General features: G+C 44.2%; 16 protein-coding genes and 1 pseudogene. 12 read left to right on the forward strand and 5 right to left on the reverse strand.

Annotation, left to right across the window (positions count from 1 at the left end; genetic code table 11):
- Positions 1-17: 17 nt before the first annotated feature.
- From odhB to BM278_RS09940, 9 genes are all read left to right on the forward strand, one after another.
- The gene (gene odhB, locus BM278_RS09900) at positions 18-1,292 is read left to right on the forward strand and encodes a 2-oxoglutarate dehydrogenase complex dihydrolipoyllysine-residue succinyltransferase (protein WP_090949384.1); all 1,275 of its coding nucleotides are present in this window, start codon (positions 18-20) and stop codon (positions 1,290-1,292) included.
- A 401-nt stretch (positions 1,293-1,693) separates the two neighbouring features.
- The gene (locus BM278_RS09905; RefSeq protein ID WP_090949408.1) at positions 1,694-2,479 is read left to right on the forward strand and encodes an SDR family oxidoreductase; all 786 of its coding nucleotides are present in this window, start codon (positions 1,694-1,696) and stop codon (positions 2,477-2,479) included.
- Positions 2,480-2,692: 213 nt separating this feature from the next.
- On the forward strand, positions 2,693-3,559 hold the full coding sequence (locus BM278_RS09910) for an NAD(P)-dependent oxidoreductase (protein WP_090949386.1): 867 nt from the start codon (positions 2,693-2,695) through the stop codon (positions 3,557-3,559).
- A gap of 138 nt (positions 3,560-3,697) precedes the next feature.
- A complete protein-coding gene (locus tag BM278_RS09915; RefSeq protein WP_090949388.1) occupies positions 3,698-4,906 on the forward strand; it encodes an acyl-CoA dehydrogenase in 1,209 nt (402 codons plus the stop codon).
- 18 nt (positions 4,907-4,924) lie between these two features.
- A complete protein-coding gene (locus BM278_RS09920) occupies positions 4,925-5,701 on the forward strand; it encodes an SDR family oxidoreductase (RefSeq protein ID WP_090949389.1) in 777 nt (258 codons plus the stop codon).
- Between the two features lie 21 nt (positions 5,702-5,722).
- Entirely contained in the window at positions 5,723-7,342 is a 1,620-nt protein-coding gene (locus BM278_RS09925) for a long-chain-fatty-acid--CoA ligase (RefSeq protein ID WP_090949390.1), read from the forward strand.
- A gap of 112 nt (positions 7,343-7,454) precedes the next feature.
- A complete protein-coding gene (locus BM278_RS09930; protein WP_482809932.1) occupies positions 7,455-8,036 on the forward strand; it encodes a TetR/AcrR family transcriptional regulator in 582 nt (193 codons plus the stop codon).
- A 259-nt stretch (positions 8,037-8,295) separates the two neighbouring features.
- The gene (locus BM278_RS09935; RefSeq protein WP_090949392.1) at positions 8,296-9,351 is read left to right on the forward strand and encodes a phosphotransferase family protein; all 1,056 of its coding nucleotides are present in this window, start codon (positions 8,296-8,298) and stop codon (positions 9,349-9,351) included.
- Positions 9,352-9,360: 9 nt separating this feature from the next.
- On the forward strand, positions 9,361-10,128 hold the full coding sequence (locus tag BM278_RS09940) for a 2-phosphosulfolactate phosphatase (protein WP_090949394.1): 768 nt from the start codon (positions 9,361-9,363) through the stop codon (positions 10,126-10,128).
- Positions 10,129-10,276: 148 nt separating this feature from the next.
- On the opposite strand, the gene BM278_RS09945 is transcribed toward BM278_RS09940, so the two are convergent.
- Positions 10,277-11,425: an aminotransferase A gene (locus tag BM278_RS09945; protein WP_090949396.1), complete on the reverse strand. Its 1,149-nt coding sequence runs from the start codon at positions 11,423-11,425 to the stop codon at positions 10,277-10,279.
- A 188-nt stretch (positions 11,426-11,613) separates the two neighbouring features.
- Positions 11,614-11,841 (reverse strand): IDEAL domain-containing protein, encoded by a 228-nt coding sequence (locus tag BM278_RS09950; protein WP_090949397.1) that lies wholly within the window; start codon positions 11,839-11,841, stop codon positions 11,614-11,616.
- Positions 11,842-12,026: 185 nt separating this feature from the next.
- Between BM278_RS09950 and corA the strand changes: the two genes are divergently transcribed.
- Positions 12,027-13,007 (forward strand): magnesium/cobalt transporter CorA, encoded by a 981-nt coding sequence (corA, locus tag BM278_RS09955; RefSeq protein WP_208601793.1) that lies wholly within the window; start codon positions 12,027-12,029, stop codon positions 13,005-13,007.
- Positions 13,008-13,254: 247 nt separating this feature from the next.
- Complete coding sequence (locus BM278_RS09965; RefSeq protein ID WP_090949400.1) at positions 13,255-14,160, forward strand: chemotaxis protein; 906 nt, start codon at positions 13,255-13,257, stop codon at positions 14,158-14,160.
- Between the two features lie 144 nt (positions 14,161-14,304).
- Here the strand turns inward: BM278_RS09965 and BM278_RS09970 are convergent, their stop codons facing one another.
- Together BM278_RS09970 and BM278_RS09975 are read right to left on the reverse strand one after the other, a co-directional pair.
- A complete protein-coding gene (locus tag BM278_RS09970) occupies positions 14,305-14,742 on the reverse strand; it encodes a YkyB family protein (RefSeq protein WP_090949402.1) in 438 nt (145 codons plus the stop codon).
- Positions 14,743-14,905: 163 nt separating this feature from the next.
- Complete coding sequence (locus tag BM278_RS09975) at positions 14,906-15,781, reverse strand: metallophosphoesterase (protein WP_090949403.1); 876 nt, start codon at positions 15,779-15,781, stop codon at positions 14,906-14,908.
- Between the two features lie 147 nt (positions 15,782-15,928).
- On the opposite strand from BM278_RS09975, the gene fadH reads away from it, so the two are divergent.
- The gene (gene fadH, locus BM278_RS09980) at positions 15,929-16,693 is read left to right on the forward strand and encodes a 2,4-dienoyl-CoA reductase (RefSeq protein ID WP_090949405.1); all 765 of its coding nucleotides are present in this window, start codon (positions 15,929-15,931) and stop codon (positions 16,691-16,693) included.
- 590 nt (positions 16,694-17,283) lie between these two features.
- Here the strand turns inward: fadH and BM278_RS18350 are convergent.
- Positions 17,284-17,461 (reverse strand): annotated as a pseudogene (locus tag BM278_RS18350) (IS256 family transposase); the annotation flags it as partial.

The following is a 17,461-nucleotide window of genomic DNA, read 5'->3' on the forward strand; positions in this document are numbered from 1 at the left end:
TTAGGGAGGTCATCAACGTGGCTGAAGTCAAAGTTCCAGAATTAGCAGAATCAATTACGGAAGGGACCATCGCGCAATGGTTGAAAAAACCTGGTGATTATGTAGAAAAGGGCGAATCGATTTGCGAATTGGAAACAGATAAAGTAAATGTGGAAATTATGGCAGAGGAATCAGGAGTGTTGCAACAAATTTTGGCGAACGAAGGCGATACCGTCGCAGTCGGACAAGCTATTGCGGTAATCGGCGAAGGACAAGCGGCTGCACCTGCTGCTCAAGAAGAGCAAAAACAACAAGAAAAACAAAAACAAGCGGCAGCAGCACAAGAAACGAAAGTGGAAACCGAAGAAAAACGTGAACAGCCAGCAGCAGCGGCAAGCCAGCCGACGCAGCGCCCAGTTGCTTCGCCGGCAGCGCGAAAAATCGCAAGAGAAAAGGGGATCGATTTAACGCAAGTTCCTACAGTCGATCCGTTAGGTCGCGTCCGCAAACAAGATGTTGAATCATTTGCGCAACAACAATCAAGACCGCAAGCGACGCCAGCCGCACAGGTTTCACAACCGGCGCCATCGACAGTGAAACAAGATGACGGCAAGCCGGTCGTCCGCGAAAAAATGTCGCGCCGCCGTCAGACGATCGCCAAACGTTTATTGGAAGTAACGCAATCTACGGCAATGTTGACGACATTTAATGAAATCGATATGTCAGCGGTTATAGAATTGCGAAAACGGAAAAAAGACAAATTTTTCGAAGAGCACGATGTGCGCCTTGGGTTTATGTCTTTCTTCGTGAAAGCAGCCGTAGCGGCATTGAAAAAATATCCTTACGTCAATGCGGAAATTCAAGGTGATGAAATTATTTTGAAAAAATACTACGACATTGGTGTCGCTGTTTCAACAGACGAAGGATTAGTTGTTCCGGTTGTGCGCGACTGTGATCGGAAAAACTTTGCCGAAATCGAACGAGATATTGCCGAACTGGCGGCGAAAGCGCGCAGCAATAAACTATCGCTAAGCGATTTGCAAGGCGGAACGTTTACGATCACAAACGGTGGGGTGTTTGGTTCGCTGTTTTCCACGCCGCTTCTTAACGGACCGCAAGTCGGTATTTTGGGAATGCACGCGATTAAACTTCGTCCTGTTGCAGTCGACGAAGAACGAATCGAAAATCGTCCGATGATGTATGTGGCGCTATCATATGACCACCGAATTATTGATGGAAAAGAAGCAGTTGGCTTCTTAAAAACAATCAAAGACTTGATCGAAAACCCAGAAGATCTTTTATTAGAAAGTTAAGAAAAAGGGAGGCAGACTCCGAAAAAACATCTCTTTGGAGTCTCCTCCTTTTTCCGATTCATGAATGCTTAAAAGGAACGGTTCGTTTAATTTTAACGAAAATGAGACAAGAAGGGATAGCTCCTCTAATAATGGAGAGAAGTGTTCAGCTTTTTTGTGGCGTTCATTTCGTTGCTGCAAAAAATTTTGAACGATGACGTTCTGGCTATAGAAGGCGAATATGAAATGAGTTAACCGTGCGCGAAAACGTGTTTTAAGTGACGCAAATAAAGAATGGAGATATTTCGAGTAATGCGTGATAATGCTAAGTGAACCGCTTTTTGATTTGTAAAGAAGGAAAAGGAGAAAAACGTGACGAAATCATTTTAATAAAAAACATTTATAATGGAGGAGGAAAAGCTATGGAGTTGCGTTTATCAGGGAAAACGGCGCTTGTTGTCGCATCCAGTCAAGGTCTTGGCAAAGCAATTGCCCGTCAGCTTGTGCTTGAAGGGGCAAATGTCATGATTACAAGCCGAAACGAAGAAAAACTGCAAGAAGTTGAACAAGAGTTGCGTGACTTACATAAAGGAAAAATTACCCACGTTCAAGCGGATATTACGAAGGCAGAAGATATTCGTCGCCTTGTGCAAAAAACGGTAGACGCTTACGGAACGATTGATTTGTTGGTGAACAACGCTGGGGGACCACCTGCGGGAACGTTCGAAACGATCAGTGACGAAGATTGGTACCATGCGTTTGAATTGAATTTGCTTAGCTATATCCGCGTGATTCGCGAAGCGCTTCCGTACTTAAAGAAAAAAGGAGGAAAAATCGTCAACATCGCTTCTTCTTCTATTAAGGAACCGATTCCGGGATTAATTTTATCGAATACATTCCGCACAGGCATCGTCGGTTTGACGAAAACATTGGCTGCAGAGTTCGCGCCGTATAATATTTTAATTAATACGGTCGCGCCGGGGCGAATTGCAACAGAAAGAGTCGCATTTCTAGATAAAATCAATGCGGAAAAATTAGGAATTTCGAAAGAGGAAATGGAGGCGCGCATGAAAAGTGCAATTCCGCTTGGCCGTTACGGTACGCCGGAGGAATTTGCCAACGTCGTTACATTCCTTCTTTCAGAAGCTAATTCGTATATCACCGGCCAATCCCTCATTGTTGACGGTGGAATGGTAAAAGCGATTTAATAAAGATGAACGTGTTTTCGTGTGCAGGTGCGCGGATAATTAGTGAAAATAAAATCGCCGCGGGGCTTTTTATGGATTTTTCCAGTAGATTTGGCGTCTTTTTCATACACGAAAATTCTAATATTGCTGGAATCGACGAAAATTTTTGCATGCAGATGAAGCGAATAGGGATATTTTTTGTGACGAATTCGTCATAGGGAGGGGAACAAGACGGTGAAAACAATCGGATTTATCGGCCTTGGCGTAATGGGGAAAAGCATGGCACGCAATTTGCTAAAAGCTGGTTATCCTCTGCTTGTTTATACGCGGACGAAAGAGAAAGCGGATGATCTCATTGCAGAGGGAGCTGTTTGGAAACAAACAGTCGCTCAGCTTGCCAAGGAAGCGGATGTTGTCATTACGATGGTTGGATATCCAAAAGACGTCGAAGAAGTATATTTTGGCGAAGAAGGAATACTGGCAAACGTGAAAGAAGGTACATATGTGATCGATATGACGACATCCACTCCATCGCTCGCTGAAAAAATTTATCAAGCGGCGAAGGAGCGGAATGTTTATGCGCTTGATGCTCCCGTTTCTGGCGGGGATATTGGCGCGAAAGAAGGAAAATTGACGATTATGGTCGGCGGAGATGAAGAAGTATTTTCTGCGTGCAAACCAATTTTAGAAAGATTGGGGACGAATATTGTTCTCCAAGGAAAAGCCGGCGCCGGCCAGCACGCGAAAATGTGCAATCAAATTGCGATCGCGTCGAACATGATTGGCGTTTGTGAGGCGTTGGCATACGCAAAGCGTTCGGGATTAGATCCGTTAAAAGTATTGGAAAGCATTTCGCAAGGTGCGGCAGGAAGCTGGTCGTTGAGCAATTTGGCGCCCCGTATGCTCGCGGGAGATTTTCAGCCAGGCTTTTATGTGAAACATTTTATTAAAGATATGAAAATCGCGCTAGAAGAAGCGGAAAAAATGAATTTGCAGCTGCCAGGGCTGGCGCTTGCGAAATCGATGTACGAAGAACTGGCAAAAGCGGGAGAGGAAAACAGCGGCACGCAAGCTTTATATAAGCGGTACGTTCAAGAATGAAAAGGCATCATCCTCTTTATGATGATGTCTTTTTTTGTTATTTGTTATTTATCTAAAAATATTGAATATTTTTATAAATAGAGGTATAGTAAAAGTAGAACTACATACTAACCGGTTAGTATAAAGGGAGGGGAATATATGGATTTTTCTTATTCGCCGAAAGTGAAAGAACTGTTAAAAAAATTAAGCGTTTTCATGGAAGATTATATTTATCCAAATGAAAAAGTGTATGAAGAACAGCTGAATGCGCAAGAATCGCGATGGTCTGCCGTTCCGCCGATTATCGAAGAATTAAAAGCAAAGGCGAAAAAAGAAGGGTTATGGAATTTATTTTTGCCGGACAGTGAATATGGAGCAGGGCTGACAAATTTGGAGTATGCGCCGCTTTGCGAGATGATGGGGCGCTCCCTCATCGCCCCGGAAGTGTTTAATTGCAATGCTCCTGATACGGGAAATATGGAAGTGCTCGTTCGTTATGGAACGGAGGAGCAGAAGAAAAAGTGGCTGATTCCATTGCTAAACGGAGAGATTCGCTCATGCTTTTCGATGACGGAACCGGATGTTGCGTCAAGCGATGCGACGAACATCAGTGCGAGCATCGTCCGCGATGGTGACGAATATGTGATTACAGGGCGAAAGTGGTGGTCATCTGGAGCCGGCGATCCACGGTGCAAAATCGCGATTGTCATGGGAAAAACAAATCCAGATGCGCCAAGACACGAACAACAATCGATGATTCTTGTGCCGCTTGATACACCCGGAGTGAAAATCGAACGGATGCTTCCGGTGTTTGGATACGACCATGCACCGCACGGCCATGCCGAAATTACGTATGACCATGTTCGCGTGCCAAAAGAAAATATTATTTGGGAGGAAGGAAAGGGATTTGCCATTGCGCAAGGGCGTCTCGGCCCAGGACGCATTCACCATTGCATGCGGCTCATCGGTGCGGCAGAGAGGGCGCTTGAGTTGATGTGCCAGCGTGTGCAAAAGCGGGTGGCGTTCGGAAAACCGCTGGCGGAACAAGGGGTTATCCGTGATTGGATTGCCCAATCGCGCGTTGAGATTGAACAAGCGCGGCTGCTTACATTAAAAGCGGCGTATATGATGGATACAGTTGGAAATAAAGCGGCGAAAAAAGAAATTGCGATGATTAAGGTAGTTGCGCCAAATGTAGCGTTAAAAGTAATTGACCGCGCGATTCAAGCGTTTGGCGCGGCGGGAATTAGCAACGATTTTCCGCTCGCGGCACACTGGGCAAATGCGCGTACGCTGCGTCTTGCCGATGGACCGGATGAAGTGCATAAGGAACAGATCGCTAAATTAGAATTGCGACAATATCAATAATAAAAGGAGAGAATCAAGATGCATGTGCTCGATTTATTTAAAATTTCTGGAAAGACGGCGATTGTCACTGGAGGAGGACGCGGGCTAGGAGAGCAAATCGCCGTCGGTTTAGCGGAAGCGGGAGCTAACGTTGTCGTATGTTCGCGGAAAGTGGAAGCGTGTGAACAAGTAAAAGAGAAATTAGAGAAACTCGGCGTGAAATCCCTTGCGTTGCAATGTGATGTCACTAATCCGGAAGATGTAAAGCGCGTCGTTCAAGCGACGGTAGACGAATTTGGACGAATTGATATTTTAGTCAATAACAGCGGCGCAACATGGGGGGCACCTGCGGAAGAAATGCCGCTAGAAGCATGGCAGAAAGTGATGAACGTCAATGTCACCGGAACGTTTTTGATGAGCCAAGCGGTTGGAAAAGTGATGATTCGACAGCAAAGCGGCAAAATTATCAATATTGCTTCTGTCGCCGGGCTTGGTGGAACAAATCCGGAAGTGTTAAATACGATTGGCTACAACACGAGCAAAGGGGCCGTCATTACGTTTACAAAAGACTTAGCGGTAAAATGGGGAAAATACGGCATTCATGTCAATGCCGTTGCCCCGGGATTTTTTCCAACGAAAATGTCAAAGGTCATTCTTGAACGAGTTGGGGAAAAAATTTTGGAGAACACGCCGCTAAAACGCTTCGGTGGAGAAGATGATTTGAAAGGTGCGGTGTTGTTTTTAGCGTCCCGCGCTTCCGATTTTGTGACGGGTTCGCTCATCGTTGTCGATGGCGGCACGCATGCTGGCTCTTAAAAAGAGGGGGGAGGAGAAAAAATGAACGAAAAGAAGGCGGCTTCGTTATACCCAAAACATATCGCTTTCCAGTTTGCCATTCCCGATATCACGCTGTGCGATATTTTGCAAGAACGCGCCAAACAATATCGCGACAATCCGGCATTGACTTTTTATGATAAAGTGATGACGTATGGCGAGCTTGCCTATGCTGTTGAGAAATTTGCCTCAAGCCTGCAGCAGCAAGGCGTGCAAAAAGGCGATCGCGTTGCCATTATGCTGCCGAACTGCCCGCAATATGTCATCGCTTATTATGCGATTTTGCGCGTTGGCGCGATTGTGACGCAAGTGAACCCGATGCTTGTTGAGCGTGAGCTGCTTCATCTTTTAACTGATTCGGGAGCGGAAACAATTGTCATTTATGACGCCATTTATCCACGGTTGCAGGCGGTGCGCAAAGACACGCCGATCAAGCGGGCGATTGTCGTCAGCTTCCAGCAAGCGGGAGCGTCATTTTCACCAGATGTGACGTTTGAACAGTTTCTTGCGCAAGGAAGTGGAAACGTACAGCCGGTACCGATCGAGCCGGAGCACGATGTTGCCGTGCTGCAATATACAGGCGGAACAACCGGGCGTTCAAAAGGCGCGATGTTAACTCATCGGAACATTTTAGCAAACGTCATGCAATGCGCGGAATTTTTCAAAGGAACGTATGAGGTAGGAAAGGAACGGTATTTAACTGTTATTCCGCTTTTCCATGTGTTTGCGATGACATCGGGAATGAATATGGCGATTTATGTTGGAGCAAATAATATTTTATTGCCGCGTTTCGAACTGCAAGAAGTGCTGGAGACCATTAAAGAGAAGCAGCCGACTGTTTTTCCGGGAGTGCCGACAATGTATGTCGCGATTACGAACACACCGGAAGTGGAGAAGTACGGCATCAACAGCATTAAAACGTGCAATAGCGGAAGCGCTCCGATGCCAGTCGAGTTAATGAAGGAATTTGAACAGAAGACGGGCGCAACGGTGCTAGAAGGATACGGTTTATCCGAGGCATCGCCAGTGACGCACTGCAATCCGCCATTTGCCGAAAGAAAGCCAGGAACGGTAGGAATCGGCATGCCAATGACGGAATATAAAATCGTTGATGTAGCAACAGGGACAGAAGAGCTGAAGCCCGGCGAGGTCGGAGAGTTGATTATCCGTGGTCCGCAGGTGATGAAAGGATATTGGAACATGCCGGAAGAAACGGCGGTGGCGCTTCGCGATGGATGGTTATATACGGGCGACTTGGCAACCGTCGACGAAGAAGGGTATGTCACGATTGTCGACAGGAAAAAAGACATGATTATCGCGAGCGGTTACAATATTTATCCGCGTGAAATTGAAGAAGTGCTTTATGAACATCCGGCGGTGAAAGAAGCGGTAGCGATCGGCGTGCCGGATCAATACCGCGGCGAAACGGTAAAAGCGATCATTGTATTAAAAGATGGAAAAGAAGTAACGGAAGAGGAAATTATCACCCATTGCCGCAAAAATTTAGCCGCTTATAAAGTGCCGCGCATTGTGGAATTCCGCAACGAATTGCCGAAAACAAACGTCGGAAAAATTTTGCGCCGCGCCCTTCGCGAAGAAGCGCTCCGCACAGACTCAAAATAAGAAAGAAGCGCGCTCTTCCAAAACGGTCAAGTCAAATGTCTGTTGCCATATCGGCTTGACCGTTTTATGATATAATGACAGGAATGAAACAGGACAGGAAAGGTGGAAGAGCGTGAAGGAAAAAATTATGGAAGCAAGCATCGCGCTATTTGAACAAAACGGATTTAGCGAAACTTCGATTCAAGACATTGTGGACGCACTAGGAGTGACAAAAGGAACGTTTTACTATTATTTTAAAAGCAAAGAAGAATTGCTAATGGATATTCATCTCGGCTATATTGAAGGATTGCTTGAAAAGCAAAAGAAAATTATCGACGATCCCGCAAAATCGATAAAAGAAAAAGTATTGGACATCGTCTATATGCTGATTCATAACATTGAGAAACAAGGGAGACAAGCGCGCATTTTTTTCCGGGAAATGAAACATCTAAATGAAGAACATTTAAGAAAAATTGTCGAAAAGCGCGACTTATTTCGCTACGAACTTCAATCGTTAATTGAAAAAGGAATAAAAAGCGGGGAGTTTCGCGAAGATTTGCACCCGTCTATCGCGACATTGACGGTGTTGGGAGCGGCAAACTGGAGTTATCAATGGTTTCGGCCTGATGGTGAACTAAGCGATTTCGAAGTAGCGAAACAAATGGTTGCGATTTTGCTGGAAGGAATGGAGAAAAAGCAATCTATCAACAACTAATTCCGTAGGCTTGCAACGAGACGGAACAGTTCGACGGTCGCGTCTACCGCACGTTGTCAGCATAGCGAAGCGCGCCGCTTTTCGTCGCTTATTTTGCATACTAACTGGTCAGTAAAAAAACATTGCTGTATTGGCGACGGTTACATGGAACAGCAATCGTCGCTGGCGTTTGACTGCGCAAGGAAAATTTTCGGTTTTGCACTAATCGTGATTCATTAGGAAGGGCCAAAAATACCCGCAACGGAAAGGGGGAACAGTAGTGGCGGCGATTATTCCCGTACGCAAAGGAGAAGAGTTGCCAGTCGAAAAGCTAACGAATTTTTTAAGAAAGACAATTCCGGATCTTCCGGAAGAGCCTTTGCAAATCCAGCAATTTTCGGCGGGGCGTTCTAATTTGACGTATTTGCTATCGTGCGGTGAATGGGAAGCGGTGCTGCGCCGCCCGCCGCTCGGTCCGGTGGCTCCGAAAGCGCACGATATGAAGCGGGAAAGCACATGGCTCACAGAAATTCATCCGATTTTTCCGCTAGCGCCAAAGCCGCTGTTGTTTTGCGATGACGAATCAATTATCGGAAGCCCGTTTTTCATTATGGAGCGGTGCAAAGGAATCGTATTGGACACAGAATTTCCAGAACACGTCACTCCGACGGAAGAAATATGTCGAAATATTTCGCGAACAATGGTCGACACGCTTGTGGCGCTTCATCGTCTTGATTATACGAAAACGCGTTTAGCAAACATGGCGAAACCGGAAGGATTTATGGAGCGGCAAGTTCATGGCTGGATTCAACGGTACGAGCGGGCGAAGACGGATGATATTCGAGAGGTGGAAGCGTTAACGAAATGGCTTGCAAGTCATATTCCAGAAAAAAGTGAAGCGGCAATTATTCACTATGACTATAAATTAAACAACGCGTTGTTTGCTGAAGATAATATTACGAAAATGGTCGGGTTGTTCGACTGGGAAATGGCGACAGTTGGGGATCCGCTAGCAGATTTGGCAGTGGCAATGAGTTATTGGGTTCAAGATGACGATCCGCCGTCGTTAAAAAACGGGTTTGGAAAAACGCCGGTTACTGTATATCGTGGATTTTATACGCGGGATGAATTTATTCAGGAATATGCGGAAAAAAGCGGACGCGACGTTTCGAATATGCACTTTTATTTAACGTTTGCTTACTTTAAGCTTGCTGTCATTTGCCAACAAATTTATTATCGCTATCGCCGTGGGCAAACAAATGATGAGCGCTTCCGCCATTTTGGCACGTTTGTTCCAGCACTCGTCAAACATGCATGGCAGTTAGCGATGCGTTGAGGTGAATATATGACAAAGGTTCATGTTGTGTTTCGCAAAGAAGATATTGACGAAGCAGCTTTAGGAAACGGAAAAGTGGCGGTGGTGTTTGACATTTTGCTCGCCACATCGACGATCACCGCTGCGCTTTCATTCGGGGCCGCTTCCGTCATTCCGGTGAAAAGCGCGCATGAAGCAAAAGAGAGGGCGAATTCGCTACCGCACGGCAGTTATGAACTTGTCGGGGAGTATGAAGGAAGAACGATTGATGGGTTTCGTCCTCCGGCTCCCCTTTTTTTGCAAACATTTTGTCAAGGAAAGACGATTATTTTATCAACGACAAACGGAACGGTTGCGATTCGCAAGGCGATGAATGCCAATCATCTTTACGTCGGGAGCTTGCTCAATGGGCAGGCGCTTGCCGAACATATTTGTCGCCAACATTTCTCTGAAACAGTTGTCGCGATTTGTTCCGGTTCGTCAGGGCGATTTTGTTTAGAAGATTTTTATGGGGCTGGCTATTTTATTTCTTGCTTGCTTCAATGCGGCGTTTCTGAGCGCAGTTTGTCTGATGCTGCCATGGCGGCGCTGCTTTTTTATGAAAAATATCATACGGAAAGCGCCGGAAAAACAGTGATTGCCTCTTCGCGGGTCGGGCGATGGATGATGGCCCACGGCCTTGAAGCAGACATCAATTACATTAATCGGCAAGGGGCGCTTTCGGTCATTCCGGTTTTACAAAAGACAGAGTCAGGAGGAGAAATTCGCGATGCAACAAGGCGGACTTTTGCTTGTTGAGGAAAAAACGGCGACAGGAGTGGTTTACTAAACTATTGGACTGCACGTGGCGAGGATACATTGGCGGTGTTTTGTCCATTATGCGCATCGCAAACTTATTCCAACTATGTGGCGAAAGAAAAAAGACAGTGAGTACGTCAGCACGTACTTACTGTCTTTCTTTAATATATCGTTCCAGCCGATCCAATCCTTCTTTCAGCGTGTCTAGTGAATAAGCGTAAGAAAGGCGCACATGCCCTTCTCCATATTCGGAAAAGGCGCTGCCGGGAACGAGTGCTACCCCTGCTTTATTCACGACATCGAGCGCGAAATCGAAAGAAGATTGGCCGAAAGCGGCGATAGATGGAAATAAGTAAAAGGCACCGCTCGGTTTTTCGACTTTCAATCCCATGTTGATGAGGCGATTGTAAGCATATTCCATCCGTTCTTTATATTGCGAGCGCATCGCTTCCGCGTCATTTTTTCCAATTGTTAAGGCGGCGAGCGCAGCTTTTTGCGAGACGGAAGATGTGCATGAAACGCTGTATTGGTGTACTTTGATCATATGTTTTGTAACGAAAGACGGAGCGAATACAAAACCAACTCGCCATCCTGTCATGGAATGGGATTTGCTTAATCCGTTAATAACGACCGTTTGTTCGCGCAACCATTTCGCGATCGAATGATGGCGGCCGTTGTAAACGAGCTCACTATAAATTTCGTCCGAGACAACCCAAATTGGTCGCCCTTTCACAAGCGCAGCAATTTCCTGAAGTTCTTGTTCAGATAATGTGGCACCCGTTGGATTCGAAGGGTATGGGAGTACGATACAACGAGTCCGCTCGTTTAAGTGAGGAGCGATTAATTCAGCGGATAGACGAAATCCGTTCGACCGCGTATCGATATATACCGGTTTTGCCCCGCAAAGCCGGATCAGCGGTTCGTATCCCGGATAGACGGGGCCGGGCAAAATTACTTCTGTTCCTTTTTCTAAAATAGTGCGAAACGTAATGTCAAGCGCCTCGCTTGCTCCAACGGTTGCGATTACTTCGTTAGGATGATAATCCAGTCCGTATTTCTCGCGAATAAAATCGCAAGCGGCTTGACGCAATTCAAGAAAACCGGCATTATGCGTATACGTTGTGAAATTGTCCGTAATCGCTTGTTTTCCCGCTTCTTTTACATGCTCGGGAGTCGGAAAATCCGGCTGCCCAATCGTTAATGAAATCAAATCGGGACGGTTGGCAACCATGTTAAAAAATTTGCGAATGCCGGATATTTCAATGTTTTTTACACGCGAATGAATAAGATGTTCCACCAGTTGTTCATCCTTCCGTTATCATCGTTTGATAACATTTTATCATGTTTGACGATGAAGTGAGAATCGTGAAAAAATAAAAGTGAGCCGCCTTTGTTTTTCTTAAAGAAATTTTTGAAAAGGCGGCTCACCTTATTGTTTGCTTATATGATTCGGACGTTTCGCACTCGAACATCTTTCTCTCCTTATTACGCACCGTATTTTTTTAGAAGTTCATTATATTGTGCGGAAAGTTCCAAAAAGAGGGACTTGTTTCGCGCCATTAAAGCCTCGTCGATTTTTTCCATCAGTTTTTGCTTTTGAAACTGGAATATCGCATGTTCCAACACTTTTTCCGCAAGCGGACCATAGCTATTCGTTTCTTCCGTTTGGCTGAATAAAATTGCGCCTTCGTAAGGATATTGTTTTTCGTACATATGTGATTCCCCCTTGCTTAGGAACGATAAGTTCCCTTTTTTATATTATCCTAATTTTTGATAAAAAAGTAAAGAAAATTTTGATAAATATTCATGAAATATATATCCTCTTTTTTGGTTGGGATGTAGCATATTTTCGGTTATCATATGTAAAGGAAAGTAAATGATGAATTAAGGTGATTAATATGATTCGGACGTGTGCGGTGACAAAAGAATTTGACGTGATGTATGATGTTCCGCTTCCGTTTGTCAATAGCTCTGATGTTTCGTGGTATTGGGTTGATTTTCATGAACCGACTGAAGATGAAGCAAAGCTGCTGTCTGACTTTTTTCATTTCCATCCGCTTGCGATCGAAGACTGTTTGGAATACGTACAGCGGCCAAAGCTCGATTTTTATGACCGATATTTATTTATTGTATTACATGCGATCGAAGAAAGTTCGCTGGAAGCCGAAGAAGTCGATTTATTTGTCGGACAAAATTTTATCGTTTCTTTCCATAAGCAGTCCATTCATGCCGTGAATGAAGTATGGGAACGAATCAAGAGCGAGGAAGATGTCCAGCAAGGGCCTTTCCATGTAATGTACCGTATCATAGACAAGATCGTCGACGACTATTTTCCTCCGATTTATCATATTGAAGATGTGTTGAATGAATTAGAGGAAAACGCAAACGATGAGACAATTCAAGAAATCATCGAAAAAGTGTTTGATATTCGCAGCGATTTATCGAAGTTAAGAAGAACGATTGTGCCAATGCGCGATTTGCTGTACCGGATTATTCATTCGGAACGTCTGCAGCGAATGAAGGAGCGACAACTATATTTTCACGATATTTACGATCATCTTCTAAAGTTGGCGGAAATGATTGAAACGAATCGCGAAATTACATCTGATATACGCGATAGCTATTTGTCGCTTAACTCGAACCGGATGAACACTATTATGATGACATTGACGGTCATTACGACGATTTTTATGCCGTTAACGTTCATTTCGAGCATTTATGGAATGAACTTTGATTATATGCCGGAATTGCATTGGAAGTACGGTTACTTTACGGTCCTTGGGGTAATGGCGGTGATTGCGGTTTCTATGTTTTTTTGGTTCAAACGGAACGGATGGTTCCGTTTTCATAAAGGGAATGATTCCAAAGAGAAGAAATAATGGATTTTTATCTAAGCCGTGCGTGTTGCACCTGTTCCTCTAACGCAATTATGACGATTTGCAGCAACAAAGATTGCCTGCGACATAAAGCCGGCAAGGTGCGTTTCAGTCACGACAAAATTGTGCTGTCACCATTTTTAGATTGCAAAACAATTATGAAAATAAACGCGAAAAAAATATTCCTTCTTTGCGTATTCAACAATATAATAAAAATATATAGATTAAAAGCAGGAAGGACGTATTAACGATGACGGAAAAATCACAAATTTTATTAGAAAGCGGTACGAACGAACTGGAAATTGTCGAGTTTTTAATTGCGAATAACCGTTTTGCGATCAATGTCATGAAAGTGCGTGAAATTGTTCACCCGCTTCCGATTACGAAAATTCCGCATTCTCATCCGCATATTGAAGGGATTATTGAGTTGCGCGGAGAAGTGCTTCCGGTCGTTGATTTGGCAAAAGTGCTTCATTTCCCATCTTCCGAACATCCTGAACACGATAAATTTATTGTCGCGGAGTTTAATCAGCTAAAAGTTGTTTTCCACGTACACGACGTGACACGCATCCATCGGATTTCATGGAAACAGATCGAAAAACCGTCGGAAATGTATCAAGGGCTGGAAGCGCAAATTATCGGTGTCGTAAAATTGGAAGGGCAAATGATTTTATTGTTAGATTTTGAAAAAATTATCGTCGACATTAACCCAGACTTAGGGATAAACGCACAGCAAATGAAACGGCTCGGAAACCGAGAACGTTCGCAAAAAAAGATCGTCGTGGCGGAAGATTCGCCGCTATTAAGAAGATTGCTGCGCGAGACGTTAGCGGAAGCGGGATACGTATTGGTGGAATTTTTTGAAAATGGCGAGGATGCTCTCCGCTATTTACAGTCGATTGTTGATGAAGGAAAAGATATCGCTGACGAAGTGCAACTTGTTATTACGGATATTGAAATGCCGCAAATGGACGGCCATCATTTAACAAAGCGCATTCGTGAAGACGAAAGGTTAAACAAACTTCCTGTCATTATTTTTTCTTCTCTTATTACCGATGATCTTCGCCATAAAGGCGAGAAAGTTGGTGCGACAGCGCAAGTAAGCAAACCGCAAATCGACGAACTCGTCAACATGATTGATGCACATATTTTATAATGAAGTTGATGAAATAAACATTTGCGCTTATACATATAGAAAGCAGATTATCGGGTGTGGGCATTCTAAAGGTCGGATAGGCGCATAAAGAAGCACATCTACTGCTAATATAAAAAGCGGTTCCAATAATCGGAACCGCTTTTTTTAATAATAGCTTTCTCCAAGACGTTTAAATACCGGTTTTTGATACGGTTTTTTTCGTTTTGGCGGCGTTTCTTTCACGCCTGTGTATGCTTGCAATAACGCTTTCGCCTGGGACAGCGGCATTCTTGCGACAGGATTGCGGTAAGAATCATTAAGCGTTCCAAGATGCGGAAGATGTGTGAAGTCTTCTTTTGTTGGTGGAATATGAAAATAATAATCGCCGACAGCGACAAGCACATCCGATTGCTGTTGGCTGTATTTCGGATTGCGGGAAAAATGTAAGCCGATTTTTTTCGCTTTTCCTTCTTGCAGTAGTTTTTCGATAGCTTTTTTCTTAAGAAGATATAGGAAAGATGGGTTTAACGCGGTTTTTGCGTGGCGGTTTACGGTAAAAATCGCTTTTGCTAGGTTATCTACTGTCGGTTCTAATGGTTCCATCAGCATGTCTCCTTTTCATCGCTTCTTTAATTTAGTTTTTATTATACAAAATGAACATTTGTTTGCAAAACCGCTTTCTTTCGTTTGTTTTATCTTTTGATGATACGCGATGCGGCGGCAGGCAAAGAAGCGGCCGTTTTTTAGCGGTTTTGCTTCATATCATTTATGCTTGATGTTGTAATGTAAAGACAGTAAGTTCTGGTGGCGAAAGAAAGCGAAGCGGTATTCTTGTCGTGCCGAGACCACGGTTAACATATAACGTTAAATGGTTAACTTGGTAAAACCCTTCATAATATTTTTCGGAAAGCGGCGGAGTAATGAGCGGACCGATGAAAGGAAGCTGGACTTGCCCGCCATGGCTATGTCCCGATAACTGCAGGTGAGCGGGATAACGGCTCGTTTGCATAGCGCCATCCGGCTCATGTAACAGCACGATCGTATAAGTCGAATCAGGGATTGCTTTTACCATGTCAGAAAAATTTGGTTTACCGAGCATCATATCATCCCCGCCGGCAATCGCAATGAAGCTTCGCTCTTTCCGCTTAATGAGGGCATGTTCGTTAACAAGCATTTGAAATCCGGCCTTCTCCATAATATAGCGATATATGTCTGTTCCATATCCGCCGTGATCGTGATTTCCGTAAATGCTGAATTTTCCGAGCGGGGCGCGAATGCGTGAAAGCTCGCTGGCAACTGCATCAATGTGCGGATATTTGTTTGGCTCATCCAATAAATCCCCCGTAAACAGCACGATATCGGGCTGCAATTCGTTTATTTTTTGGATTATGTAGCGAAAGCGGTTTAATCCGTAATAATGGCCTAAATGAACGTCGCTAAATTGCAAAAGTTTGATTCCTGTAAATTCTTTCGGAATAAGCGGATGAGAAATGATATGATGAGTAACGGTTAATTGTCCAGGTTCAATAAAGCGAGCGTAATAATAACTAAATAATGTCGCCAGCATTCCGCCGACACCGGTGCCCAGCAATTTTTTTAAAAATGTTCGTCGATTCATCTTTGTCATTTCTAATCGTTCCATCATGTGCCGTCCTTTCACAATTAGTTTTATTATAATGGAAAAAAGAAACAGAGGACAATAGGGGAGTAATAATGTTAGAAAATTCGGTCATTTTATAGTAAGATAAAAATGAATGAGTAATCAGTCGTTTGGCAAAGGGGGAGAAACATGAACGGAAAAGTAATCATTATTACTGGTGGTTCGAGCGGGATGGGAAAATATATGGCAAAACGGTTTGTATCCGAAGGAGCGAATGTCGTTATTACAGGGAGACGGATGGAAGCGCTCGAAGAAGCGAAAAAAGAAATTGAATCACCAAACGGGAAAGTTCTTCCGATTTCAATGGATGTGCGCGACCCTGAATTAGTCGCTGAAATGGTAAAGCGAACCGATGCGGAATTCGGAAAAATTGACGCTCTCATTAATAATGCTGCCGGCAATTTTATTTGCCCTGCTGAGAAACTATCGATCAACGGTTGGAACAGCGTCATTAATATCGTATTAAACGGTACGTTTTATTGCAGTCGCGAGGTCGGAAATTATTGGATTAAAAACGGCCAAAAAGGTTCTATCATCAACATGGTTGCTACGTATGCTTGGAACGCTGGTGCAGGTGTCATTCATTCCGCATGTGCAAAAGCAGGCGTGTTGGCGATGACAAGAACGCTTGCGGTAGAATGGGGACGAAAATACGGATTTCGCGTCAATGCGATTGCGCCTGGTCCAATTGAGCGGACAGGAGGTGCGGAACGGCTTTGGGAATCGGAAGAAGCGGAAAGACGGACAATTGAAAGCGTCCCGTTAGGGCGGCTCGGTACACCGGAAGAAATTGCCGCGCTTGCCGCGTTTCTTCTTTCTGATGATGCCGCTTACATCAATGGAGAATGCATCACAATGGATGGTGGGCAGTGGCTTAATCAATATCCGTTTTAAGAGACAAGCAGCGAAAGCGCGCTTCGTCTGCGCCGGTACTTGTCGTTTAGAATGAGGAAGACTGGCAATAAAAAGTGCAAACACCGATGATCGGGAAGCAAATGCGCATGCGAGCGGTTTCCTAGCATTAGGAAGCCGTTTTTCTATACGCGCGTCTTTCTTCCAAACTAACATGCTCTTCATGAATTGGGTCACAATACTTTTATGTTTTGCAGTCTTTTCATGTCGGTTAAGCCATGATATGGTGATTCCGTTTACTGTACTGAAAGTGAATGAAAACTTATGATAAAAATGTTGAATCAAAAACAGTGATGGAAAAATTAAAACAGGTTTGTTTCGAAACAACGAAGAAATAGTAAAATGAATGTAGGATATAAATGAAGCTTATCAAATAATTAAATAAACATCTCTAAACGATTGTATGGATGGAGCGGTACCGTCAAGAATTTTGTGTAATGAAAGATAGATAGGGTATCTCTGAATGGATTTAGAATGGATAAGGAGTCGGTTTCCTCCGCACAGGAGACAGAATATTCTGTCTCCTGTGCGGAAAGGGAGAATCCCCTTACTTTGTTATTTACAGTATTTGGTTAATTGTAACGTTCTTCAAACATTCGCTGGAGGGCTTCCTGCGCTTCGGCAAATCCTCGCAACTTTCGCTCTGCCCATTTCTCATTAAAATCTTGAATGGTCAAATACACGATTTTTTCCGCGGCTTCTAAACTGCTCAAACTGTTCATCGGTTTTAGACGTTTCCGAATCTCCTTG

Source organism: Parageobacillus thermantarcticus (assembly GCF_900111865.1).
GTDB lineage: Bacteria > Bacillota > Bacilli > Bacillales > Anoxybacillaceae > Parageobacillus > Parageobacillus thermantarcticus.